This window comes from Lysinibacillus sp. NPDC092081, assembly GCF_044755845.1.
Lineage (GTDB): Bacteria > Bacillota > Bacilli > Bacillales_A > Planococcaceae > Lysinibacillus.
The window spans coordinates 105,790-129,206 of the sequence record NZ_JBIVRU010000001.1 but is presented as its reverse complement, the minus strand read 5'-3'; the positions used below and the strand labels follow the sequence as shown (position 1 = coordinate 129,206).

The following is a 23,417-nucleotide window of genomic DNA, read 5'->3' as shown; positions in this document are numbered from 1 at the left end:
CAAGCCCTTTTTTTATTATTATATAAATCATTTTACGGTTATTACTAGCCAACTCTTTATGTATATTCTTCCGTTGTTATTTTTGGATATGCTTAATCGATTTTAAATAGTTAATTAATTTAAACCTATTGAGCCTATCACATGTGAACAATATTACACCTTACTAGCACATCTTCTCTTTGTGCAGAAGCTAAAAGATGCGCTATGATTAATATAGATTATACTTGTGGTAAAAAAATAAGGACAATCCTCAATTTTGAAAGTGTGATAATCATGTTATAACAAGCGTTTTATCCACTGTTCATTCGGAGGGTTTCACAATTTTTGGGTGAGCACTCTGATGGTAATGGCAGCAGCATGAAGGCTAGCTGTGATTGTGATTCAGTCTTTCCATCGAGATAGTTTAAAGGAAGCAAAAAAGTACTATAAGTTTTAGCAATCTTACATGCAGAAAATGGTGAAGTAAATGTCTTACGAAAATAAAATTTTACAAATGAAAAAAATGCTCGGTAAGAAAACGACAACAACTCTAAAAAAAGAGGATAAACCTGCTTATCAAAAACCTGTTGCTCCAAGCTATACTGAGCAGTGGGGAAAAGCTGGACTAACAATTGTAGAAAATGAATTCGGCATTGTTTTTAAACGACAAGTGCGTTATCCGTTTAGTTATCAGCATGGTCATTATAAGTTGCAGTCATTTTTTGATGCATTAGTAAAATGGCAAGAGGCAAAGTTCGAACATCCATATGCATTAGAAATGAATGAAAAGGTATTGTTTTTTGATACGGAAACTACTGGTTTAAAGGGTGTAGGCACACAAATTTTTCTTCTAGGCTTTTTAGAAGTATCAGAGGAAAATGAAAGCTTTATTTTAACTCAATATATTTTAGCTGATCCTGCACATGAGGCAGCGTTACTTTTTGAATCAAAGCTTTGGCAAAAAACAGCGACGGTTATAACCTATAATGGGAAAAGTTTTGACTGGCCGCAACTTGAAACACGTTGGACACTCAACCAAAAAGAATTACCTAAACTGCGTACACAACGGCAAATCGATTTATTGCATAGTTCAAAGCGTTTATGGAAAAATGATATGGAAAGAATGAAATTAAAAGCTGTAGAAGAAGAGAAGCTTGGCTTTTCTCGCATTGGAGATATACCTGGATATCTTGCACCTATTATTTATTTAGATGCAATCAAAAGCGGTGTTCCAGATACACTTATGAAAGTCCTTCTTCATAATGAATGGGATTTACTTTCACTCGTTACGCTTTATGTCCATTCTACAAATTTGCTATTTGAAGAGACGAGTGAAGAATCGGCAAAAACGTTTACAAATATCGGGAAATGGTATGCTGATTTAAAAGAGAGTTCACAGAGTGTAAAGGTTTTAGAAAAGGTTACGACCCAATTTGATGCACTAGAATCGGGAAATGCACAATATTATTTAGCAATACAGCATAAAAGAAATAAAAAGTTTAGTGAAGCGATCGATGGATTTGTGGCTGCTCTACATTTCGTTGATCAACGAAAAAAGTTGCATGTATTAGAACAACTAGCGATGATATATGAGCATCAAATGAAAGATTATGACCAGGCCTTTTATTATACGCAAGAGGGCATAAAATTAATAAAAAAGAATGAGCAATGGAGAGTAGAACAAAAGCAGAAATGGGAAATTTCTTGGGAAAAGAGGTTACTCCGGTTAGGAAATAAGAAATAATTTCCCGGGTAAGCGCAAGAAACGACAAGTTTAGCCTTACATTTGATGTTTTCAAACGATATAATGTGATGAAGTATGCTATAATGTAACGCATGTAGTGTGAGGAAGGGCGATGTGAATGGATATTAAATTAACGTCAAAAATGATCCTTGAAAAGGAATTTAAGAAAAATTTTAAAGGCTACAATGTAGAAGAAGTCGATTCATTTCTTGATGAAATAATACAAGATTATGAAACGTTTGAAAAAGTGGTGGCCCAACTTCGTGAAGAAAATAAACAGTTAAAAGAAGAAATTGATAATACGCCTAAGAGACAACCTGTCGCATCGGCAGCTGGTACGACAAACTTTGATATTTTAAAACGTCTTTCGAATTTAGAGAAACACGTATTTGGTAGTAAGTTGTACGAATAATTTTTGTCAATTATATTGTATTTATCATAAAACTCTAGTATAATCTTTTTTATCATCATGAAATTCTGGTAATCGCTGCGGCGCTAGACGTCGTAGAGGAAAGTCCATGCTCGCACGGTTCTGAGATGACCGTAGTGTTCGTGCTTACTGAAAAAATAAGGTAAGGCAGCTGTAATGGCTGACGGCGGAAGGAAAACCTAAGTCTTAATGATATGGTTGAAACTTCCTGAAAGTGCCACAGTGACGTAGCTTGCTTGGAAACATGCAAGGTGGAACGAGGTAAACCCCACGAGTGAGAAACCCAAATTATGGTAGGGGCACTCTCTAAAAGGAATTGAACGGATAGAGGGACAGAGTTAACTCTGTAGATAGATGATTACTACCCGGCCGTACGAGGCGATAGCTGTTTGAGTACTCGGGAACAAAACATGGCTTATGGAATTTTTTGATGCTTATTTATGAAATGACAAGCGCTCTCCAATTTGGTGGAGAGCTTTTCTTTTGACTATAGAAAGAAAAAGTTACTTGTTAATCATGTCTAGACATGCGCGATATACGTTTGAGAATAAGGCTGTACACTGTTGGTCATGCCTCTGCTGCTACGATTCGAAACAAAAACATCTAATTAAACTGTTATCGCAACGATGTACATATTGTCTACTTAAGAGTAGACTGGCGCAAAAGCGCTTTTCTAAAAAATGAGGGTAGTAAAGAGAGATAGGATGGAGCGGAAACATGAACCGAGTGAACGATAGTCTGGGGAAGCTAAATTCGATTTCCAATTATCCTACTGCCTTAATAACAAAAACCTTTGAAAATGTATCTGAAGGCATCATGATCACAGATAAAGATAAAAGAATAGAATTGGTCAATCCTGCATTTGAATTTGTAACTGGCTATAAACGTGATGAAGTAATTGGAAAAACACCAGCCGTTCTACAGTCAGGTGTACATGAATTGCAATTTTATTTAGATATGTGGGAAAAGATACGACAAGAAGGCATTTGGCAGGGGGAAATATGGAATCGTCGAAAAACCGGAGACGTATATCCAGAATGGTTAACAATTGTAGGTGTAGCCAACGATGAGGGAGAGATTACAAATTACTGTGGTATTTTCACAGATTTGTCTGAAAGAAAAATAGTAGAAAATGAACTAGAAAAGAGTTTATTAACGGACTCTTTAACGGAAGTATCAAATCGATTTGCATATATTGAAAGAATGGATAATCTATTAGAATCATCTTCTACTATTTCTCATTCAGTACAGCATGCAGTCTATTTTTTAGATTTAGATCGATTTAAACAAATTAATGATACGTTAGGTCATGCAGTCGGAGATACCATTCTAGTAGAAGTGGCAAAGCGTTTAAAAACATTGTTAAAAAATAAAGATATCATTGCAAGATATGGCGGTGATGAGTTTATTATTACGTTAACAAACGTTAAGAATGCCAAAGAAGCCGCAAATTTTGCTGAACAAATTATCGGGATTATTGAACAGCCTTTGGATGTTAATGGTCAAGATATTTTTATTTCTACGAGTATTGGTATCAGCATGTATCCATCAGAAGGTGATACAACCGAGCAATTGATTCATTGTGCTGACAAGGCAATGACTTATTCAAAAAAGAATGGCCTAAACGACTATGCATTTTATTTTGAGGAATTGAAGACTGACTCTCAGCGTGTTTTATTATTAGATTCGGAACTACGGAGAGCTATTGAAAACCAGGAATTTGAGCTTCATTTCCAACCTAAAATATCTGTGGAAAATGAAGAGATTCAAGGGTTAGAGGCACTTGTACGTTGGAATAGTGAAAGATTGGGATTTGTCTCGCCAGCAGAATTTATTCCTTATGCTGAGGAAACAGGACTAATCATTCCTTTGAGCGAAGTGATTATAGAAAAAGCTTGTAAGGCAGTTATAGAGATGCGTCGAAGTGGCTACAAGACTCCGGTTGCCATCAATATTTCAAGCATTCACTTTAAGCAACAAAATTTTTTAGACTCTGTTCAAGCGATATTAGAGCGTTATAACACGCCTGCTAACAATTTTGAAATCGAAGTTACAGAACGTACTGTGATGAACAGTGCAAATGAAACGGTTAGCAAGCTTGTGCGACTTAAGAAAATGGGCTTTAAAATTTCTATTGACGATTTTGGGACAGGCTATTCGTCTCTTAGTTATTTAGTTCGTTTCCCTCTTGATTATTTAAAAATCGATCGAAGCTTCATTCAACATATTGGCTCACTCGATGAAAAACAGGCAGTAGTGGATGCGATTATTCAAATGTCGCATCGCTTAAAAATGAAAGTTGTTGCTGAAGGTGTAGAACAAGCACAACAAGTGGATATACTACGTAAAATGAACTGTGATATAATTCAAGGCTATTATTACAGCAAACCGTTGCCACTTCATGAACTTATTGAGTTTATGGAGTATTGGGAAATTGAGCATCAAGGAAGGAATTAGTGTATGGCAAACTATAAATTAGTAGCAACTGCTGCAATGGGATTAGAGTCGATTGTGTCACAAGAGGTAAAGGCACTAGGCTATGAAACAACAGTCGAAAACGGCAAAGTGTATTTTGAAGGTGACGAAACGGCCATTGCACGAACAAACTTATGGCTACGTGTAGCAGACCGAGTAAAAATTGTTGTAGGACAGTTTCCTGCTAAATCTTTTGAACAGTTGTTTGAAAGTGTAAAAGCTTTACCGTGGGAAAAATACTTACCAGTTGATGCGGCTTTCCCAGTATCAGGGAAGTCTGTTAAATCCCAATTATTTAGTGTGCCAGATTGTCAGGCAATTACTAAAAAAGCAATTGTAGAGCGCATGAAACAACATTATAAACGTTTAGGATTTTTAGATGAATCCGGTGCAACTTATAAAATTGAAGTTTCAATTTTAAAAGATGTGGCTACACTTACTATTGATACATCGGGTGCGGGCTTGCATAAGCGTGGATATCGTCAAGCACAAGGCGAAGCACCATTAAAAGAAACATTAGCAGCGGCACTCGTACAAATTTCTAAGTGGAATCCGAGTCGACCGTTCGTAGATCCATTCTGTGGTTCTGGCACAATTGCGCTAGAAGCAGCAATGTTTGGACAAAATATTGCACCGGGCTATAACCGTGAATTTATTTCAGAGGATTGGCCATGGATGAAGGCAAAATTTTGGGATGCAGCGCGAGATGAAGCGGATAGCTTAGCGAACTATGATCAACCATTAGAAATTTTCGGATCTGATATAGATCATCGCATGGTGAGTATTGCACAAGAAAATGCACTAGAAGCGGGCTTTGGTGATATGATTACGTTCAAGCAAATGCAAGCACGTGATTTTACAACACTGCTAACAGATGGTGTTATGATTGGTAATCCACCATACGGAGAGCGTATTGGTGACATCGAAGTCGTGGAGCAGGTAATTCGAGACTTAGGAAAAGTCATGAAAAACTATCCGACTTGGTCTGTGTACATGTTGTCCTCAATGAAAAACTTTGAGGAATTGTACGGTCGTCAATCGACGAAGAAGCGTAAATTATTCAATGGCTTTATTGAAACGAATTATTACCAATTCTGGGGACAAAAGTCTAAAAGAGATTAACGAATGATAACGGAAGATAAGATTTTTTCTTATCTTCCGTTTCGTCGCGTATAATAGGACCAGATAGTTAGAGGGGGAACGTCAATTGCGTAAATCTTTACCATTTGTATTAACAAAGGACCGCTCATTTTTTGAGTCATTAGGTGACTGGATGGGGGACGTCCTTTACGATGAATTACCTGAAAAGGGCTTTGAATGCCGTGATGAGCAAATTTTTATGGCCTATCAAATTGAGCAAGCCCTAAAAGAAAAAAACGTGCTTTTTGCGGAGGCAGGTGTAGGGACTGGGAAAACAATTGCCTACTTACTACCAGCTGTATCCTATGCACGCTATACTGGCAAACCAGCCCTTATCGCATGTGCAGATGAAACTTTAATCGACCAGCTAGTAAAAGAGGGCGGCGATATTTATAAGCTACAGAAAACGTTAGGTCTTGAAATTGATGTTCGCCTAGCAAAGTCACGAGACCAATATTTATGCTTAAAGCGTTTCGAGGAAGCTGAAAAAGTGGAAACCGATGAATGGATCGATGATATTGCATTTTCTATACCTGATGGAGTATATGCGCAGGGCTCAATGATTGCTATACAACCTTATGGTGAACGCAGCGAATATCCAACTGTCAGTGATGAAGATTGGCAAAAAGTAAACTACAACTCGATTATGCAGTGTTCAGTATGTGATCTACGTAATCGATGTGGTCAAACATTACATCGTGCACATTATCGTAAATCGACGGATTTAATCATTTGTTCGCAAGATTTTTTGATGGAGCATTTAGCAACAAAGGAGTCTCGTGAACGTGAAGGGCAACTAGCATTATTGCCTGAAGTATCAATGATGGTGCTAGACGAAGGTCATTTATTAGAATATGCTGCGCAAAAAGCAATGACGTATAAAGTACAGGCGACAACAATTGTGACATTGTTAGAGCGTTTAATGGTGGATGGTGTGCGAGAGCGTACATTATACGCGATGGAAAAATTACAAGATGACCATGAGCTATTTTTTGACCAACTACGAGATGATCTAGTAGCTTCTGAAGAAGAGCGTAAACGTATTAATAAATCGCCAAATCTGCTGAAATACGGTAAACAACTTATTGAGGATGTCGAAACATTACTCGAGGAATTTGTCTTTGAATCTGAAATGTATATGATTCCAGAGTATGAATTAAATATGGCAGAGGAGTATTTAGAACAATACGAGGCATCTTTACGTATTTTCATAGCACAGGGAGATGCAGTTGATTGGTTAGAAGAAACGGATGGGGAGGAAACGCTCGTAATTATGCCGCGTCTCATCACAGAAGTTTTATCAGAAAAATTATTCTCTAAAAAACTTCCAATAGTATTCTCTTCAGCAACTTTATCCGTCAATAAAGATTTTTCGTATATTGCCTATAGTTTAGGAATACGTAATTATCAATCGTTTTCTGTTCCCTCTCCATTTGATTATGAAGAAGTTATGCGAATTTATTTACATGAGCTATCTCAAAAGGGGAAAACAGCGCGTGTTCAACAGCTATTACGTGATGGTGAAAAAACATTAATTTTATTTAAATCAAAACAAGCAATGTTAGATTTCAAAGCGGAACTACCTCTTATGGAACGGATGTATGTAGCGTTTGAGGGGGATCGTGAACTATCAGGGATTGTTCGTGATTTCCAAGTAGGCACAATCAAAACATTATGCTCCTATCATTTATGGGAAGGTCTAGATTTGCCGGAGGAGGCATTAACACGAGTTATTATTTATGATTTACCATTCCCTCCACATGATCCATTATTTGATGCGAAACGTACATTTGCAGAAAATCCATATGAAGAAGTGGAATTACCGTTTATGCAACTTCGTTTACAACAAGGGATGGGACGTTTAATTCGTACTTCAAATGACCATGGAGATATCCATATTTTGTTGAATGAAGAAGAAGCAAAGCAGCGTGAAACATTTGAAAATATATTAGCCGTTACACCAGAAATAAAGTAGAAAAAAGCGAGATTGCACCTACTGCAATCTCGCTTTTTTTGTATATTAAAATAACATTTTTATCGTGAGATAATGATGAGTTTGAAAAAAAGTGTTGAATATTTCTCTTTTAAGCTATATAGTTCTTTGTAATGCAACGAAAATTATTAAAATAAATTATTTTTTATATTGAAAATAATTTTGCAAAAGGTTTATAATGATGACAAGATATTTCAAGAATAATCAAAATTAATTTTTGATTATTCCGTGATAGGGGGTTTTAGCCTGTCGAACATTCAATCATTGTGTCGAAAATATACGAACTTATCTGTAACAGATATAGAAAAGTTAATAGAAATAGAAACTACACTATCGTATTATGCTGAGTTGACAGATTGTTATATGTTCATAGATTGTATGATGGAAAACTTACCGCATGCAATTGTTGTAGCAGAGGCATTCCCACAAACAGAAAGTGGCTTATACGAAAAATCCGTAATTGGCAAATTTGTATTTGAAAGTTTTGAACCAGCAGTATTTGCTGCTTTTAGAAATAAAGAAAAATCGTCAATTACTAGAGCGATCACACAGGAAGGTATAACGGTTGAACAAAACGTTGTCCCTCTCTTTAATGACCAACAACAGGTTATTGCAGTATTAATCCAGGAAAAAAAGGTGGAAATGCAAACAACACCTAATGATGATTTACGACAAATGCCTTTTGCATTAATTGAGCATATTGTAGAGGCAAATTCTCAACCGATTCCAGTAGTTTCTGATTTGCTAGTAGAATCAATTATTCTCACAAATCATGAAAACAAAGTTATCTATAGCAATCCTGCGGGCTACCGATTTATATCGGAACTATCAGGGCTAGCGCGTTTTGACAACGTTGCATTGAATAAGATTTTACCTTTTTTACAGGAGGTCTATGATAAAGGCGATGATGTTTTTTTCTTAGAAATTACGATTGATCGTAAATCCTTTATTGTGAAGAAAATTCCTATTCGTGATCAAAACGATAAAGTGACACTCCTCATTATTCATGATCTTACAGAGCTTAAGCTGAAAGAAAATGAACTAATGATGAAAACATTTGCTATACGAGAAATTCACCATCGGGTGAAAAATAATTTACAAACAGTTACAAGTCTATTACGCTTGCAAATGCGAAATGATTTGTCAGCTGCAAGTGCAAGTGCATTTCAAGAGGCATTAAATCGAATATATAGTATTTCATCTGTTTATGAACTTATTTTAGAAAATGAGGATAACGCTGAAGAGAAAGTAGACGTTATCGCGTTGTCTAAAAAGATTGGATATAAAATGGTTGGGACATCCAACACACCATCTATTCAGTTAACCTTTCATCACGATAATGTACAGTTATTTTGTCATTCTAAAAAAGCTGTTTCGCTCGCGTTAATCATTTGTGAGCTACTGCAAAATGCACTGAAATATGCTTTTATTGGTCGTGAGGAGGGTGCAATCGATATTCAATTTCAACAGGATGCTTCCACTATTTCACTTTATATTTCTGACAACGGCGTTGGAATGCAAGAGGTGAAGGCATCGTTTGGAATGGAAATTATTACAAGACTTGTTGAATATGATTTAGCTGGCACATTTTCAATTATCCCTAGTGAACAAGGTACACATACTCAAATTCAGTTCCCTGTAAGTGAGGAGGTATTTATCCTAAATGACTAGGAAAGTTATGATTGTCGATGATGAGTCACTTATTGCGATGGATTTGAAATTTATGCTAGAGGATAATGGCTACGAAGTGGTAGCACAAGCGAATAATGGAGAATCAGCAATTGAGTTGGCTTTTACACATAAGCCACAGTTAATCTTAATGGACATTAAAATGCCAAAGCTAGATGGTTTAAAGGCAAGTAAAATTATTGAACAGCAGCTCGGTATACCGGTGCTATTTATATCAGCTTATAGTGAAAAAGAATTGTTGCTGTACATGAATCAAGACAATATTTTAGGCTATGTTATGAAACCGTTTTCTGAGAGGAATGTCCTTCCAGCTTTGGAAGTAGCGTTTCACCAGATTGATAAGTTTAACCGTCTAAATGGGGAATTGCTTCATAAACAAACAGAATTAGAAAAGCGAAAAATAATCGAACGAGCAAAAGGTTTGCTAATGCAGTCAGAGAACCTGAGTGAGGACGAAGCTTATAAAAAAATTCGCAATGAGAGTATGCAGACTCAACAGGAAATGGCGCTTATTGCAAGGCGCATTATCAATTCCTTACAAGTAAATAGTTAAAGCAAAGACGCTTTAAAGAGATTTCCTCTTTATTGCGTCTTTTTTTAATGTCACTCAGCTCCCACCTCTAAAGATGGTGAGATGAATGTGGTTGTGGTTCCTTTACAGTGGGTGTCCAACACCTGCTGGTTAAACATAAAGCCTCTGATGGATGTCATGGATTTTGAAAGGAATGAATTGTGCCTGCACAATTCAAAATCTAGACGCATTGTTTACCTATGCGAAAGCGAAGCGACACACAATCCAGCCAAGGCGAAATAGATATATAGATAAAAATAAAGGGGTGATGAGTAGGATGGCAATGGTAGGAACGGTTATCGTTTATATTATTATGACTTGTGCAGTTTTAGGGGCAATCGGAGCAATTCGAGATGCTGAATATGGAATCGGGAAAGAGTTTATGAATGGTATTCATACGGTTGGACATATTTTTGTACCTGCTGCAGGGATCATGGCTGCTATACCTTACTTAACGTGGTTTATAAGTCATTTTATTAGTCCGATTTTTGAATTGATTGGTGCTGATCCAGCTATTGCAGCAACGACAATTTTAGCTTCAGATATGGGAGGATACCAATTAGCAAATGCGTTAAAAGAGTCCTATGAAGGATGGGTCATGGCTCTAGTGGTCGGATTTATGTCTGGCGCAACAATCGTGTTCTCTATTCCAATGGGTCTTGCCATGTTAGATAAGCGTGATCATAAATATATGGCTTTAGGTATTATGGCGGGTGTTTTAACTATTCCGATTGGAGCATTTATTTCTTCCATCATGATTGTGACGTTTAATACAAATGTTCGGGAAGTGATTAGTACAACAGCGGAACCAACATATGTCTTTGCCATTTCAGTTTTACAAATATTAATTAATTTATTACCTTTATTTATTTTCGTAGTGTTAATTGCGTTAGGTCTTAAGCTAATTCCAAATGGCATGATCAAAGGCTTCATGATTTTTGGACGTGTGATGGATGCTGCTATCAAGCTTGTGCTAGTGTTCTCGATTGTAGAAATTTTCACAGGTGTTTTCACAAAAATTTTCGGTGCGTGGGGCTTTGATCCGATCATGGCAGATAAAGTCGATCAATTCCGGGCATTAGAAACAGCAGGGTATATCGGTATTATGCTTTCGGGTGCATTCCCAATGGTGTACTTAATAAGAAAATATGCATCGAAACCTCTAGAAGCGTTAGGGAATAAATTAGGCTTATCGTCAGTAGGAAGCGCAGGTCTTTTAGCGACAATTGCTAATATTTTAGCCATGTTTACACTCATTCGACATATGCCACCGAAAGATAAGGTTATTAACATTGCCTTTGGTGTTTGTTCAGCATTCCTTTTAGGAGATCATTTATCGTTTACGGCTAACTTCCAACCGACAATTATTTTACCTGTTATTGCTGGTAAGTTTTTAGCGGGTGTTATCGCTATTATTTTAGCCTATAAGCTATCTGTTCCAACAGCTCTAAGGTTAGAACAAGAGGATCGCAAGGCAGGAATTATTAAAGAAGGTGAATATCTAACAGATAAAAATCTTGAAAGAGGTGATGATGTGTGAGTGAAGAAAAGAAGCGGTTTATTCAGGAGTTTGTGCCAGGAAAGCAATTAACACTGAGTCATCTAATAGCAAATCCCGATCCTGAGATGTTTCAAAAGCTGGGCATTCAAGAAGCAGGTGCACTGGGCATCATGACATGTACACCGAGTGAGACAGTTATTATCGCAGGGGATTTAGCAACAAAGGCAGCCAATGTAAGACTAGGGTTTTTAGATCGCTTTACTGGCAGTCTCGTTATTGTTGGTAGTGTCTCCGAGGTTGAAATGGCGATGTTAGAGATTAACCGTTTTCTATCAGAGATGCTAGGCTATACGCCATCAAAAATAACTAAGTCATAGGATGTGCCGTATATGAAGAATCGAGTAATGATAATAGGTGGTGTGCAAGCAGGTAAGTCGACACTGATGAATGCATTATTGGGTAAAGATGGACAAGCCAATAAAACACAGGCACTCGTTTATGATGACTGGATTGTTGATACACCCGGAGAATATATAGAAAATCCGATGTATTACAAAAACATTATGGCGACATCGTTTGAAGTGACACATGTGATTTATTTGCAGGATGCCACCTCATCAAAGAGTGTTTTTCCACCGCAATTTAGCTTAGGAATTCCTAAAATACAAATTGGTGTCATTACAAAAATTGATGCACCCCATGCAGATGTAGAAAGAGCAACAGCGTTATTACAAAATGTCATGACGCAAGGTCCTATTGTGAAAACCTCTTCGTGGCAAAAGCTTGGTATTGAGTTTATTGCGCCACTTATTCAGCTCAATTCTGACGAAGAAATTCGTCAATTTGTGAAGGATCGTGATAGTCCTTATCTCATTTATTGCCCGTAGTGGCGAGAGGGGAGAGTAAGTTGAAGACAGAAAAAATTTATAGTGCAGGCATTGATATTGGTACAAGTACAACAAAGATGGTTGTCAGTAGTTTTCTGTTGAAAAACGTTGCAGGTGTAACACATGTGCCACGAATAGAAATTATAGAAAAAACGGTTTTGCATCAAAGTCCTATTATTAAAACACCGTTTATCAATAAAGAAATTATCGACATGGAAAAAATCGAGCAATTTATTTTTCAGCAATATCAATTAGCCCAAATTTCACCAGCAGATATTTCAACAGGTGCCATTATCATTACAGGCGAATCTGCAACAAAGGAAAATGCCAGCGAGGTTGTTCATGCGATTTCAGATACAGCCGGGCACTTTTTAGTTGCTACTGCTGGACCCGATTTGGAAGGCATCATTGCAGCAAAGGGCGCAGGTACCTTACAGCAATCTAAAAATACTGCGAAAGTTATCGCGAACATCGATATCGGTGGTGGTACAGCAAATATTGCGGTAATGCAATTCGGAGAAGTAATTGGTACGTGTACATTACATGTCGGTGGAAGACTTATAGAATTTCATAACGGAATGGTCCAATCGATTTCACCACCCATTATGAAACTTATGGAAAAATGGTCAAAGCCATTAAAGGTTGGTGATTCAGCAGAGGATGTACGCGTCATACAACTAATCCAAGAAATGGTGGATATAGTAACGATGACGCTAAGCGGACAATTAACAGATGAACAGCATCCATTATTGCTAGGACATTTGCCAACTTGGGATAAACCAGTTGAAGCAGTCGTTTTTTCCGGTGGAGTAGCCGCCTGTATTTATGAAAATGAATGTACAAACCGTCAGTATGATGATATTGGCGAAAAATTGGCAAAAAGTCTTTTCCAGCATGAACAGCTACAATCCTTTTTATGGTTAAAACCAGAGGAAACAGCGCGGGCAACTGTGACTGGTGCGGGTACGCAAACAACTGAAATTAGCGGTGCAACGATTCAGGTAGATGCGGAAGTATTGCCTTTAAAAAATGTGCCTGTTTTCAATTGTCATATGGATACGAACAGCAAAGAATTCGACAATACGGTGAAAACAGCTGTAGAACGAGCTGATGCTCTATTTTCTATCCAGGAGAATCGCTCTCCGTTTGCACTCTATTTTAGTCAGTCACCATATTTAAGTTTCCAGGATGTCCATGCATTATGTCAGGCCATTTTGAAGCACTTAGCGACGAGAAGCTCCAAGGAAATGCCAATTATCATAGTCATTCAATCAGATTATGCAAAGGTTATTGGGCAAACGATACGAGCGATCAATCAAACAGTTCCCATCATTTGCATCGATCAAATTAAAGTAGAAACAGGTGATTATATTGACATTGGGGAAGTACTACCATCCGGTGTTGTCCCAGTCGTTGTAAAAACACTTGCTTTCCACTCAAAGTAAGGAGGATGAATGTGAATCTATCGGTGATATTTGGTGGAGAAAAATATAATTTTAAATCATTAAAAGATGTAATGGCCAAGGCCAATGAAGAAAAATCAGGAGATCAGCTAGCTGGTATTGCGGCTGAATCTGTACAGCAACGAATTGCGGCAAAGGCCGTTCTTAGTGAGCTGTTAGTGAAGGATATAAGAGAACATCCATTAGTTCCTTCGGAAAATGATGAAGTGTCACGCATTATTGAAGGTGATATCAATGAGCAAATTTATGGAGAAATTAAAAACTGGAGTATCGAGCAATTAAGAGAATACATTTTGTCCAATGAAACAGGCGATCGGGAATTAAAACGATTAAGCAAGGGCATGAATTCAGAAATTATTGCGGCCGTTACAAAGCTGATGTCAAACTTAGATCTTGTCCATGCTGCCAATAAAGTGGAAATACTGTCCACTTGTAATATTACGATCGGACAAAAGGGCACGCTTTCCTCAAGATTGCAGCCGAATCATCCTACAGACAATATTGACGGTATTATTGCTTCATTAAAAGAAGGGTTGTCCTATGGTATTGGCGATGCGGTCATTGGAATTAACCCGGTAGATGACTCAGTTGAAAGTGTGAAAAAAGTATTGCAAGCCACAAAGGAGTTTATCAATGATTGGTCGATCCCTACACAAAACTGTGTGTTAGCGCATATTACAACACAAATGAAAGCCATTAAACAAGGGGCGCCAGCCGATATGATTTTCCAAAGTATTGCTGGAACGGAAATTGCTAATCGCTCGTTCGGTATTTCCGCTGACCTTATAAGAGAAGCAGAGGAGCTTGTGAAAAAGCAAGGAACAGGAACTGGCCCGAACTTATTCTATTTTGAAACTGGACAAGGTTCGGAGCTATCTGCTGAGGCACATATGGGTATTGACCAAGTAACACTTGAATCGCGCAATTACGGCTTTGCTAGACATTTTAATCCATATATTGTGAATACGGTTGTTGGCTTTATTGGACCTGAGTATTTATACAATAACAAACAGGTTATACGTGCAGGACTAGAAGATCACTTTATGGGCAAAATGCACGGCATCCCAATGGGCGTTGATATTTGTTACACAAACCATATTAAGGCAGACCAAAATGATGTTGAAGATTTAAGTGTTTTACTAACAGCAGCTGGTGTCAACTTTATTATCGCTGCACCTATGGGCGACGATATCATGCTGAACTATCAGTCAATGAGCTTCCATGATGTCGCAACATTACTTCAAACGTTTGGTAAAAAACCAGCTCCTGAATATCTAGCATGGTTAGAAAAAATGGGCATTTATGAAAATGGTCGTCTATCTGCAAGAGCTGGCGATTTATCTATATTTGAAAGGTAGGTGAGTCCATTGAATGAACAACTAGTATCGATGATTACACAGCTCGTTATGGAAAAGATGGGCAATAATGCGTCAGACAAACCTTCTCATGAAAAAGCTGTACCAGTAGAAGAACAAAAAGAAACACTTATTAAGTTTAACGATACGGAAGCCAATGCTAATTATGCTAATGAAGTAGCAAGTTCAAGTCTAACAGAACAATCAAATGAACCATTAATTAAACTTTATCATTCTGAATCAAGTAATCATGAACAATCGTATTACAGCGCAATTAATGATGAACCGAGTTACACTTCGACATCTAGTAAAGCCTTTAAATTTGAAGAGGATGAAGTGTCTGAAAGTGTACAAGCTGCTAAAAAGCATACACCAGCAAGAATAGGTGTTGGAAGAGCTGGGACAAGACCTAAAACAAAAACTTGGCTAAAGTTCCGACTCGATCATGCAGCGGCAGTAGATGCAGTATATGGAGAAGTGACAGAAGGGCTACTACAAAAGCTTGATGTCTTTCAAGTAACAACAAGAGTGACAGATAAGGAAGAATATATTACTAGACCGGATTTAGGTCGTCGTTTATCAGATGAAGCAAAGACACTTATTCAATCAGAATGTAAAAAAAATCCAAAAGTACAAATCGTTATTTCCAACGGATTAAGTGCAAGTGCGATTGAAGAAAATGTACAAGATGTTTATTTAGCGTTACAGCAAAGTCTTCGTAATTTAAATATTGAAATAGGAACTACTTTCTATATTGATAAAGGGCGAGTTGCTCTTATGGATGAAATTGGTGAGCTTTTACAAGCAGAAGTGATCGTTTATTTAATCGGTGAGCGTCCTGGACTTGTATCGGCTGAGTCAATGAGTGCTTATATATGCTATCAACCTAGAATGGGCACAGTAGAAGCTGATCGAATGGTCGTTTCGAACATTCATAAAGGTGGTATCCCCCCATTAGAGGCAGGTGCTTATTTAGGAACAGTCGTTCAAAAAATATTGCATTACAAGGCAAGTGGAGTAGGTCTTGTGGCAAAAGAAGGTTAGGGGGCCAAATAATGAATCCTCAAAAAATTATGGCAGAAATTTTGGCAATGCAAATCATTCCAAGAGTGAATAGTGAATTAGCGGAGCAATTAGATTTAAAGCCATATCACAATAGCATTGGACTCGTAACTCTAACAATAGATGATGTTGGCTATGTAGCGTTGGACGAAGCTACGAAAAAAGCAGATGTTGACGTTGTTTATGCAAAAAGCTTTTATGCTGGAGCGGCACATGCATCTGGACCATTATCTGGAGAGGTCATTGGTATTATTGCTGGTAGCTCGCCTGATGAAATACGCAGTGGTTTCGATGCGATACAGCAGAAAATTAAGTTTGATACGTATTTTGAAGCCATTCTTCAAAATGAAAGCCATGCTCTTTTTGCACATACTGTAGCAAGCTGCGGTACGTATTTGGCTGAGCTAGCAAACGTTAAGGTTGGAACAGCCCTTGCTTATTTAATAGCACCGCCCCTTGAGGCAGTCGTTGGTTTGGATACTGCATTAAAGGCGGCAGATGTAGAGCTAAAGGTTTTCTTTGGTCCACCATCTGAAACCAATTTCGGTGGCGGTTTAGTAAGTGGTAGCCAATCTTCCTGCCAAGCTGCTGCCGATGCTTTTAGAGAAGCTATTGAGAATTTAGCAAGAAATCCAGTTGTTTAGAAAGGAGGGGCTTTATGGCCACATTAGATAAAGATTTATTAGCAATTCAAGAAATGAGAGACGCAGTGAAACGTGCCAATATTGCACAGGCTGCTTACATGCAGTATTCACAGCAACAAGTAGATAATATCGTCAAGGCTGTTGCGGATGCCGCATTTAAAGAGGCAGAACGTTTGGCAAATATGGCCGTTCAGGAAACAGGGATGGGCATACCTAATCATAAAAAAATGAAAAATGAGGTAGCCTCTAGAGATGTCTATGAAGATATTAAAGATTTGAAGACTGTTGGTGTCGTTGGTGTCGATCGAATGAAGAAAGTGACAGAGATTGCTAGTCCGTTTGGAGTAATCGCGGGCATTGTACCAACGACAAATCCAACATCAACAGCAATCTTTAAAACACTTATCTCATTGAAAACTAGAAATGGTCTCGTACTAAGCCCACACCCATATGCGGTTGATTGTACAAAGGAAGCTTTAGAGATTTGTAGAGTAGCTGCAGAAAAAGCAGGAGCACCAGAAGGATTGCTACACTGTTTAACAATGTCTTCTATGGAGGCTACGCAGCAATTAATGAAGCACCCAGATATTCACTTAATTTTAGCGACTGGTGGCGGTGCGCTAGTAAAAGCTGCCTATAGTTCAGGTAAGCCAGCTTATGGTGTAGGACCAGGGAATGTTCCAGCTTACATTGAAAAATCGGCGAATATATCCAAATCAGTTCGCCAGCTTGTACAAAGTAAGTCTTTTGATAACGGCACGATTTGTGCGACAGAGCAATCAATTATCGTAGATAAAGTCATTGCAGAGCAAGTTTTAACAGAGTTAAAGAAAAACAATGCGTATATTTTGAGTGATGAAGAGAAGGTGAAGATGGAGAAGTTGATCTCTCCTGTTCCTGGGAAAGTAAATCCTCAAATTGTAGGTAAATCAGCAGCCTGCTTAGCAGATTCTATCGGTATTACCGTGCCGGAAGACACAAAAGTACTTGTAGGTATGGAAACAATGATCGGCAAGAACATTCCATTTTCACTTGAAAAATTATCACCGATATTTGCGTTATATACAGTCGAGGACAGTACAGAGGCAAAACAGGTGATGATTGATTTACTAAACATTGGTGGACGCGGGCATACATGCTCGATTCATACAGAGAATACAGCTTTAGCGGAGCAGTTTTCAGTCGATTTACCAGTGTCCCGAATTGTTGTCAATACATTATCATCTATTGGCGCTGTTGGTGGAACTACTGGATTGGCACCATCCTTTACATTAGGGTGTGGTACGTTTGGTGGCAATATTACGTCCGATAACATTACAGCGAGACATTTATTGAATATTAAACGTATGGCTTATGGCATTAAAGATGTAGATGTGCCAAAACCAGAATTCTTAGTAAAACCAGTAGTAGAGAATATTAAGGCACAAGATCCATCTTTGGATACAGCAGTAGTTCAACAAATTGTTGATCAAGTATTAAAACAAATCACATTACAAAATAAATAATTTGGAGGAATGACAAATGAGTACAGCATTAGGAATGGTAGAAACAAAAGGATTAGTAGGAGCAATTGAAGCAGCGGATGCAATGGTGAAGGCTGCTAGCGTTAATTTAGTAGGAAAAGTACATGTTGGTGGCGGTATTGTCACTGTATTAGTTCGTGGTGATGTAGGCGCTGTAAAAGCAGCTACTGATGCAGGTGCAGCAGCGGCCCAACGTGTTGGAGAACTTCTATCAGTTCATGTAATCCCACGCCCACACCATGAATTAGAATTAATTTTACCAAAAGCAGAGGCTTAATTTTAACTCTAGCATATAAAGGCGACGGAAAGAAAAGCCGAAGCGACGGATAGAACATCATAAAGGGAAGGGCAGGATGTTAGACATTGCGCCTCATCCTGCTTTATTCCCTATAAAAATATAGCTAAAAAGATATAGAGGTGGCTAACTTGAATACAGCGACGAAAACATTTCCTGTGGCCATTTCAGCTCGTCATATACATGTCAGTGAAGAGGATTTACAAGCACTTTTTGGTCCGAATGCAGCACTAACGAAGGATTTTGATCTTTCGCAGCCAGGACAGTTTGCAGCCAAAGAGCGTGTCTCTATAGAGGGACCAAAAGGTGTTCTTCACAATGTACGTGTATTAGGTCCTGTAAGAGCGGCAACACAGGTGGAAATTAGTCGAACAGATGCAATGAAATTAGGATTAACCCCTCCTTTGAGACAATCGGGTGATATCGAAAGTTCAACTGGCATCAAATTAATCAATCAAGAACATGAAATAATCATCAAGCAGGGAGTCATTATTGCACAGGCACATATTCATATGACGGAAGAAGATGCGATAGCATTGAACGTTCAAAATAATGAATTAGTATCTGTTGAAGTTGATAGTGAGCGACCTGTGACATTTCGTGGAGTTGTAGTTCGTGTATCGAATGATTTTAGTTTAGAGATGCATATCGATACAGATGAAGCGAATGCGGGCTTTATTGAACAACAAGCCCAAGGAAGAATTATCAGATCATTGACATAAGGAGGAGGTTAGATGCAGGAAAATTTAGTCCAAAAAATTGTTGAAGAAGTATTGCAGCAAGTTTTAAAAAATCAGCCTTCCTCTCAACATGACGGAAAAATCCCTGTTGGTGTATCAGCACGACATGTCCACCTTGCTCAAGCGGAAGTGGAGCAGCTTTTTGGTGAGAATTATCAATTAACACCGAAGTTTGAGCTTTCACAGCCAGGACAGTTTGCTGCTGAGGAAACAGTTGTTATTGCTGGTCCAAAGGGTTCCATTGAGCGAGTGCGCATTTTAGGCCCAGCTCGTTCATTATCCCAAGTGGAAATTAGCTGGACAGACGCGATGAAATTAGGGGTTAAACCACCACTAAGAATTTCAGGAGATATAAAAGGATCTAGCCCCGTTACACTTATTGGTCCAAAGGGTAGTGTCGTGCTAAATGAGGGACTCATTATAGCACAGGCACATATTCATATGTCACCAGCTGACAGTGCTCGGTTCCAAGTAGTGGACGGACAATCGGTACAAATTAAAGTAGAAGGTTTAAGATCCATTATTTTATCAAATGTAACGATTCGCGTGTCTGAGCGTTATCGCTTGGAGATGCATATCGATACAGATGAGGCAAATGCAGGTTTAATCCAACAAGGCGCATTTGCAGAGATTGTCAATGCTCAAGCTAATGAACAAATGAATGTCAAAGAACTTCCGCTAGTCGTAAGTCAAGCTGAAAGACCATTAAGCTATCAATTTGATAAGAAGCTACTTTCGCAAGTAGAAGTACTTGAAATAGAGGCGCAGGAAATTGTTGTTCCTAAAAAGACAATTGTGACAGCATTGGCTTATGACAAAATACGAGAGTTGAATAAGACGTTAACAATTCGCTCTGAGTAATTATAGTCCATGTGGGATAAAGAGGTGAAGTTCATGCAGATGGGAAGAGTGATAGGTAGTGTATGGGCAACACGTAAAGAAGAAGGGTTGAATGGCTTAAAATTATTAATTATTCAACCAATCGATTCTAATCAACAGCCGATTCGTTCAGAAATTGTAGCAGCTGACCGTATCGGGGCAGGGATCGGCGACGATGTGCTCATTACAAGTGGTGGATCATCCAGATATATTATGAAAGAAAATCCGTTGCCTATCGATGCGGTCGTTATAGGTATTATTGATTCTACAGAAGTGATGCGAGGTGAAGAGAATGAGTAGCGCTATTGGAATGATTGAGACAAAAGGATTAGTAGGCTCTTACGAAGCTGCTGATGCGATGATAAAGTCATCAGATGTAACTATCGTCAAGCAAGAGTTCGTTGATGGTGGGATTGTGACAGTCGTCGTGAAAGGTGATGTTGGTTCTGTCCAAGCAGCAGTAGAGGCTGGAAAAGCCGCTGCAATGCGCGTTGGAGAACTATTAGGTGCTCACGTAATTCCTAGACCAGATGAAGATGTTTTTCAAATGATTAAAGGGCCAGAAGCACCAAAGAAAAAGCCAGCATCAACTCCAACACCAACGCGTGCTAAAAAAACGACAGAAACAGCAGCTACTGAAAATCGAGGTGAGGCTTAATGACATTTCGAAAAAGTAAAATTGCTGTTATCGGAGCGGGTCATACAGGCGCGACATTAAGTTTATTTTTAGCCCAAAAAGAGCTAGGAGATGTTGTCCTGTTAGATATTCCAGAAGCGGAAAATCCGACAAAGGGAAAGGCGTTGGATTTATTACAAACAGGACCAATCGAAAAGTTTAATGTTTCTATTAAAGGAACGAGCAATTATGAGGATATAGCTGGAGCAAGTATTGTCATTATTACAGCTGGTATTCCTCGTAAACCTGGTATGAGTCGTGATGACTTAGTGACGACGAATGCAAAAATCATTCAACAAGTTTCTAAACAAATCAAACACTATGCACCTAACAGCATAGTGCTTATATTAAGCAATCCAGTCGATGCCATGACCTATGTTTGCTATAAGGAAACAGGCTTTCCAAAAAATCGTATCATCGGTCAATCAGGTGTATTAGATACAGCGCGTTTTAATACATTTGTAGCACAAGAACTGCAAATTGCACCAGAGGATGTATCAGGATTTGTTTTAGGTGGACATGGAGACGAAATGGTTCCTCTAATTCGATATTCCTATGCTGGAGGAATCCCATTAGAAAAACTGATTCCTCAAGACAGACTACAGCAAATCGTAGAACGTACACGTAAAGGTGGCGGTGAAATTGTTGGTTTGTTAGGCAATGGTAGTGCTTATTATGCGCCAGCTGCTGCATGTGCACAGATGGTCGAAATCATCATGAAAGATCAGCGTAAAATAATTCCTTCTATCGCCCTTTTAGAAGGAGAGTACGGTTACCACGAATTATTTTTAGGGGTGCCGACAATATTAGGTGGCAATGGCATTGAATCGGTCATAGAATTGCACCTTACAAATGAAGAACAAACGGCACTACATCAATCGGCAGAAGCCGTCAAACAAGTATTAACAATTTGTCAAAACATAGGGTAATCAGACTCTATACAACAATAAGATATGTAGGATCCCCAACTATATATATTTGTTGTTATAACATTTAGCTCTTGAAAATGTTTGATTGGAAACCGAACATTGTACTTGAAAGCTAGTTAAAATTCCCCCGTATTTATATAAAATAAGAAGCTCTCTTTGATCGCGAAGGCGACGAGGAGAGCTTCTTTGGTATACACACTCAAATTAGCAGTTTAAGATAGGGGCGAGTACCTAGATACTCCTGCTGAAAAATGGCTTGGTAGTAGCCGGAACACTTTAGATGTAGTACCCATTAATTTTTCTTCCTTTTATGTAAATAGGGGAATAATGATAGTAATCCTAAGGTAGCTAAACTAACGCCAATCCACAGTGGTGATATATAGCCATATCCATTACTAATACCTAGACCGCCAAGTGATGAACCAATAACAATACCAAGCGTAATAAAAGAACTATGAATGGTATTGATCATCGTATTATTATTAGCTGTTTTCATCACTCTCGCTACCATAGCTGGATTCATTGCAACACCAGTCAAGCCAATAAAAATAGTAGTAATAACTGCAATATATTTATTTTCAGCTCCTAAAGCAAATAAAGACAATGCTACGATTAAAATAATCAATCCACTCAACAGTGTTTCTATTGTGTATTTATCAGCAAACTTGCCAATCACTATATTTCCAATTATTGTTGCACTACCATAGAGAGCAAGTAAATATGGAATACTTGCGCTTGAAAAGCCAGTGATATTTGTAAAGATAGGTGTGAAATAACTAAATGCTGCAAACGTACCACCTATAATAAACATACTTGTTATGTACGCTGCCCAAAGATGAATGTTCTTAAAGCGTATGAGCTCGTCTTTCCAGTTTAATAGTTCTTTGTTTGGCGATGATGGTAGTAACAATTGAATCATAATCCCGGAAACTAGTACGAGAATAGTAACAAAGCCAAAACTAATACGCCAGCCAAAATTTTGCGAGATAATCGTTGTTATAGGTAAGCCTAAGACTGTTGCGATCATTAAACCTGCAAGTACGATAGATGCAGCTTTTCCTCTTGAATTAGGGGGAACCAATGTTGCAGAAAAGGAAATGGCAACACCAAATGCTGAAGATGAAGCAATACCGGTAATAATACGTGAAACCATCATACTATCATAGTTCCAAGCAATAGCTCCGAGTGACTGGCCCATTAAAAATACAAACATTAAAAATAATAATGCTTGTTTACAGCGTATTCGTAGAAGAGTCGCAGTTAAAATAGGTCCTCCTACTACCATTGCTCCTGCATAAGCAGTAATTAAATATCCGATTGAAGATACAGAAACCTGAAATGCAAGAGCAAGTTCGTTCATCATACCTGCAACCATAAATTCAGATGTAGTCATACAAAATATCGCTAAAGCTAGTAAATAAATAATCGATGGCATAAAAACA

At 38.2% G+C, this 23,417-nt stretch carries 22 protein-coding genes and 1 other RNA gene; 22 read left to right on the top strand and 1 reads right to left on the bottom strand.

Annotated features, from left to right (window positions below; all coding sequences use genetic code 11):
* The first annotated feature begins 466 nt into the window (after nt 1–466).
* From ACIQLB_RS00680 to mdh, 22 genes are all read left to right on the top strand, one after another.
* Nucleotides 467–1,723: a ribonuclease H-like domain-containing protein gene (locus ACIQLB_RS00680; protein WP_400719766.1), complete on the top strand. Its 1,257-nt coding sequence runs from the start codon at nt 467–469 to the stop codon at nt 1,721–1,723.
* A gap of 118 nt (nt 1,724–1,841) precedes the next feature.
* The gene (gpsB, locus tag ACIQLB_RS00675; RefSeq protein WP_370043473.1) at nt 1,842–2,135 is read left to right on the top strand and encodes a cell division regulator GpsB; all 294 of its coding nucleotides are present in this window, start codon (nt 1,842–1,844) and stop codon (nt 2,133–2,135) included.
* A gap of 60 nt (nt 2,136–2,195) precedes the next feature.
* An RNA gene (rnpB, locus tag ACIQLB_RS00670) (RNase P RNA component class B) lies at nt 2,196–2,576 on the top strand.
* Between the two features lie 294 nt (nt 2,577–2,870).
* Complete coding sequence (locus ACIQLB_RS00665; RefSeq protein WP_400719763.1) at nt 2,871–4,610, top strand: putative bifunctional diguanylate cyclase/phosphodiesterase; 1,740 nt, start codon at nt 2,871–2,873, stop codon at nt 4,608–4,610.
* Nucleotides 4,611–4,613: 3 nt separating this feature from the next.
* The gene (locus tag ACIQLB_RS00660; protein ID WP_400719761.1) at nt 4,614–5,750 is read left to right on the top strand and encodes a THUMP domain-containing class I SAM-dependent RNA methyltransferase; all 1,137 of its coding nucleotides are present in this window, start codon (nt 4,614–4,616) and stop codon (nt 5,748–5,750) included.
* 85 nt (nt 5,751–5,835) lie between these two features.
* A complete protein-coding gene (locus tag ACIQLB_RS00655) occupies nt 5,836–7,743 on the top strand; it encodes an ATP-dependent DNA helicase (protein ID WP_400719759.1) in 1,908 nt (635 codons plus the stop codon).
* A gap of 246 nt (nt 7,744–7,989) precedes the next feature.
* Nucleotides 7,990–9,432 carry a sensor histidine kinase gene (locus ACIQLB_RS00650; protein WP_400719757.1) on the top strand — a complete coding sequence of 481 codons (1,443 nt, stop codon included), beginning with the start codon at nt 7,990–7,992 and terminating at the stop codon, nt 9,430–9,432.
* A complete protein-coding gene (locus ACIQLB_RS00645; protein ID WP_400719756.1) occupies nt 9,425–10,003 on the top strand; it encodes an ANTAR domain-containing response regulator in 579 nt (192 codons plus the stop codon). The genes ACIQLB_RS00650 and ACIQLB_RS00645 overlap by 8 nt, the downstream gene beginning before the upstream one ends.
* Before the next feature lie 295 nt (nt 10,004–10,298).
* Nucleotides 10,299–11,561 (top strand): ethanolamine utilization protein EutH, encoded by a 1,263-nt coding sequence (eutH, locus tag ACIQLB_RS00640; protein ID WP_400719755.1) that lies wholly within the window; start codon nt 10,299–10,301, stop codon nt 11,559–11,561.
* Nucleotides 11,558–11,899 carry an ethanolamine utilization microcompartment protein EutS gene (eutS, locus tag ACIQLB_RS00635; RefSeq protein WP_053482454.1) on the top strand — a complete coding sequence of 114 codons (342 nt, stop codon included), beginning with the start codon at nt 11,558–11,560 and terminating at the stop codon, nt 11,897–11,899. The genes eutH and eutS overlap by 4 nt, the downstream gene beginning before the upstream one ends.
* 12 nt (nt 11,900–11,911) lie before the next feature.
* A complete protein-coding gene (locus tag ACIQLB_RS00630; RefSeq protein WP_400719754.1) occupies nt 11,912–12,409 on the top strand; it encodes a EutP/PduV family microcompartment system protein in 498 nt (165 codons plus the stop codon).
* 20 nt (nt 12,410–12,429) lie between these two features.
* A complete protein-coding gene (locus ACIQLB_RS00625; protein WP_400719751.1) occupies nt 12,430–13,854 on the top strand; it encodes an ethanolamine ammonia-lyase reactivating factor EutA in 1,425 nt (474 codons plus the stop codon).
* A gap of 5 nt (nt 13,855–13,859) precedes the next feature.
* The gene (locus ACIQLB_RS00620; RefSeq protein WP_400719749.1) at nt 13,860–15,230 is read left to right on the top strand and encodes an ethanolamine ammonia-lyase subunit EutB; all 1,371 of its coding nucleotides are present in this window, start codon (nt 13,860–13,862) and stop codon (nt 15,228–15,230) included.
* A 9-nt stretch (nt 15,231–15,239) separates the two neighbouring features.
* Nucleotides 15,240–16,271 (top strand): ethanolamine ammonia-lyase subunit EutC, encoded by a 1,032-nt coding sequence (gene eutC / locus ACIQLB_RS00615; protein WP_400719747.1) that lies wholly within the window; start codon nt 15,240–15,242, stop codon nt 16,269–16,271.
* Nucleotides 16,272–16,282: 11 nt separating this feature from the next.
* Entirely contained in the window at nt 16,283–16,933 is a 651-nt protein-coding gene (eutL, locus tag ACIQLB_RS00610) for an ethanolamine utilization microcompartment protein EutL (RefSeq protein WP_400719745.1), read from the top strand.
* A gap of 14 nt (nt 16,934–16,947) precedes the next feature.
* A complete protein-coding gene (locus ACIQLB_RS00605; RefSeq protein WP_400719743.1) occupies nt 16,948–18,438 on the top strand; it encodes an aldehyde dehydrogenase family protein in 1,491 nt (496 codons plus the stop codon).
* 16 nt (nt 18,439–18,454) lie between these two features.
* The gene (locus tag ACIQLB_RS00600) at nt 18,455–18,733 is read left to right on the top strand and encodes a BMC domain-containing protein (RefSeq protein WP_053482447.1); all 279 of its coding nucleotides are present in this window, start codon (nt 18,455–18,457) and stop codon (nt 18,731–18,733) included.
* 149 nt (nt 18,734–18,882) lie between these two features.
* Complete coding sequence (locus ACIQLB_RS00595; protein ID WP_400719740.1) at nt 18,883–19,473, top strand: phosphate propanoyltransferase; 591 nt, start codon at nt 18,883–18,885, stop codon at nt 19,471–19,473.
* Between the two features lie 12 nt (nt 19,474–19,485).
* Nucleotides 19,486–20,352, top strand: a complete 867-nt coding sequence (locus ACIQLB_RS00590) for a phosphate propanoyltransferase (protein ID WP_400719738.1) — start codon at nt 19,486–19,488, stop codon at nt 20,350–20,352.
* 33 nt (nt 20,353–20,385) lie between these two features.
* Nucleotides 20,386–20,670 (top strand): EutN/CcmL family microcompartment protein, encoded by a 285-nt coding sequence (locus ACIQLB_RS00585; protein WP_079560024.1) that lies wholly within the window; start codon nt 20,386–20,388, stop codon nt 20,668–20,670.
* Nucleotides 20,663–21,028, top strand: coding sequence for a BMC domain-containing protein (locus tag ACIQLB_RS00580; protein ID WP_400719735.1), 366 nt, complete (start codon nt 20,663–20,665; stop codon nt 21,026–21,028). Before ACIQLB_RS00585 ends, ACIQLB_RS00580 begins: the two co-directional genes overlap by 8 nt.
* On the top strand, nt 21,028–21,975 hold the full coding sequence (gene mdh, locus ACIQLB_RS00575; RefSeq protein WP_400719733.1) for a malate dehydrogenase: 948 nt from the start codon (nt 21,028–21,030) through the stop codon (nt 21,973–21,975). Before ACIQLB_RS00580 ends, mdh begins: the two co-directional genes overlap by 1 nt.
* Nucleotides 21,976–22,267: 292 nt before the next feature.
* On the opposite strand, the gene ACIQLB_RS00570 is transcribed toward mdh, so the two are convergent.
* Nucleotides 22,268–23,410 carry an MFS transporter gene (locus ACIQLB_RS00570; RefSeq protein ID WP_400719731.1) on the bottom strand — a complete coding sequence of 381 codons (1,143 nt, stop codon included), beginning with the start codon at nt 23,408–23,410 and terminating at the stop codon, nt 22,268–22,270.
* Between the last annotated feature and the right edge of the window lie 7 nt (nt 23,411–23,417).

Excerpts from the sequence above, each read along its gene's own strand:
- ACIQLB_RS00680 (WP_400719766.1), top strand. The coding sequence starts at position 467 with ATGTCTTACGAAAATAAAATTTTACAAATGAAAAAAATGCTCGGTAAG.
- ACIQLB_RS00605 (WP_400719743.1), top strand. The coding sequence starts at position 16,948 with ATGGCCACATTAGATAAAGATTTATTAGCAATTCAAGAAATGAGAGAC.
- eutH (WP_400719755.1), top strand. The coding sequence starts at position 10,299 with ATGGCAATGGTAGGAACGGTTATCGTTTATATTATTATGACTTGTGCA.
- ACIQLB_RS00585 (WP_079560024.1), top strand. The coding sequence starts at position 20,386 with ATGCAGATGGGAAGAGTGATAGGTAGTGTATGGGCAACACGTAAAGAA.
- ACIQLB_RS00660 (WP_400719761.1), top strand. The coding sequence starts at position 4,614 with ATGGCAAACTATAAATTAGTAGCAACTGCTGCAATGGGATTAGAGTCG.
- ACIQLB_RS00620 (WP_400719749.1), top strand. The coding sequence starts at position 13,860 with ATGAATGTGAATCTATCGGTGATATTTGGTGGAGAAAAATATAATTTT.
- ACIQLB_RS00570 (WP_400719731.1), bottom strand. The coding sequence starts at position 23,410 with ATGCCATCGATTATTTATTTACTAGCTTTAGCGATATTTTGTATGACT.
- ACIQLB_RS00600 (WP_053482447.1), top strand. The coding sequence starts at position 18,455 with ATGAGTACAGCATTAGGAATGGTAGAAACAAAAGGATTAGTAGGAGCA.
- ACIQLB_RS00645 (WP_400719756.1), top strand. The coding sequence starts at position 9,425 with ATGACTAGGAAAGTTATGATTGTCGATGATGAGTCACTTATTGCGATG.
- eutL (WP_400719745.1), top strand. The coding sequence starts at position 16,283 with ATGAATCCTCAAAAAATTATGGCAGAAATTTTGGCAATGCAAATCATT.
- mdh (WP_400719733.1), top strand. The coding sequence starts at position 21,028 with ATGACATTTCGAAAAAGTAAAATTGCTGTTATCGGAGCGGGTCATACA.
- ACIQLB_RS00630 (WP_400719754.1), top strand. The coding sequence starts at position 11,912 with ATGAAGAATCGAGTAATGATAATAGGTGGTGTGCAAGCAGGTAAGTCG.
- ACIQLB_RS00580 (WP_400719735.1), top strand. The coding sequence starts at position 20,663 with ATGAGTAGCGCTATTGGAATGATTGAGACAAAAGGATTAGTAGGCTCT.
- ACIQLB_RS00665 (WP_400719763.1), top strand. The coding sequence starts at position 2,871 with ATGAACCGAGTGAACGATAGTCTGGGGAAGCTAAATTCGATTTCCAAT.
- ACIQLB_RS00590 (WP_400719738.1), top strand. The coding sequence starts at position 19,486 with ATGCAGGAAAATTTAGTCCAAAAAATTGTTGAAGAAGTATTGCAGCAA.
- gpsB (WP_370043473.1), top strand. The coding sequence starts at position 1,842 with ATGGATATTAAATTAACGTCAAAAATGATCCTTGAAAAGGAATTTAAG.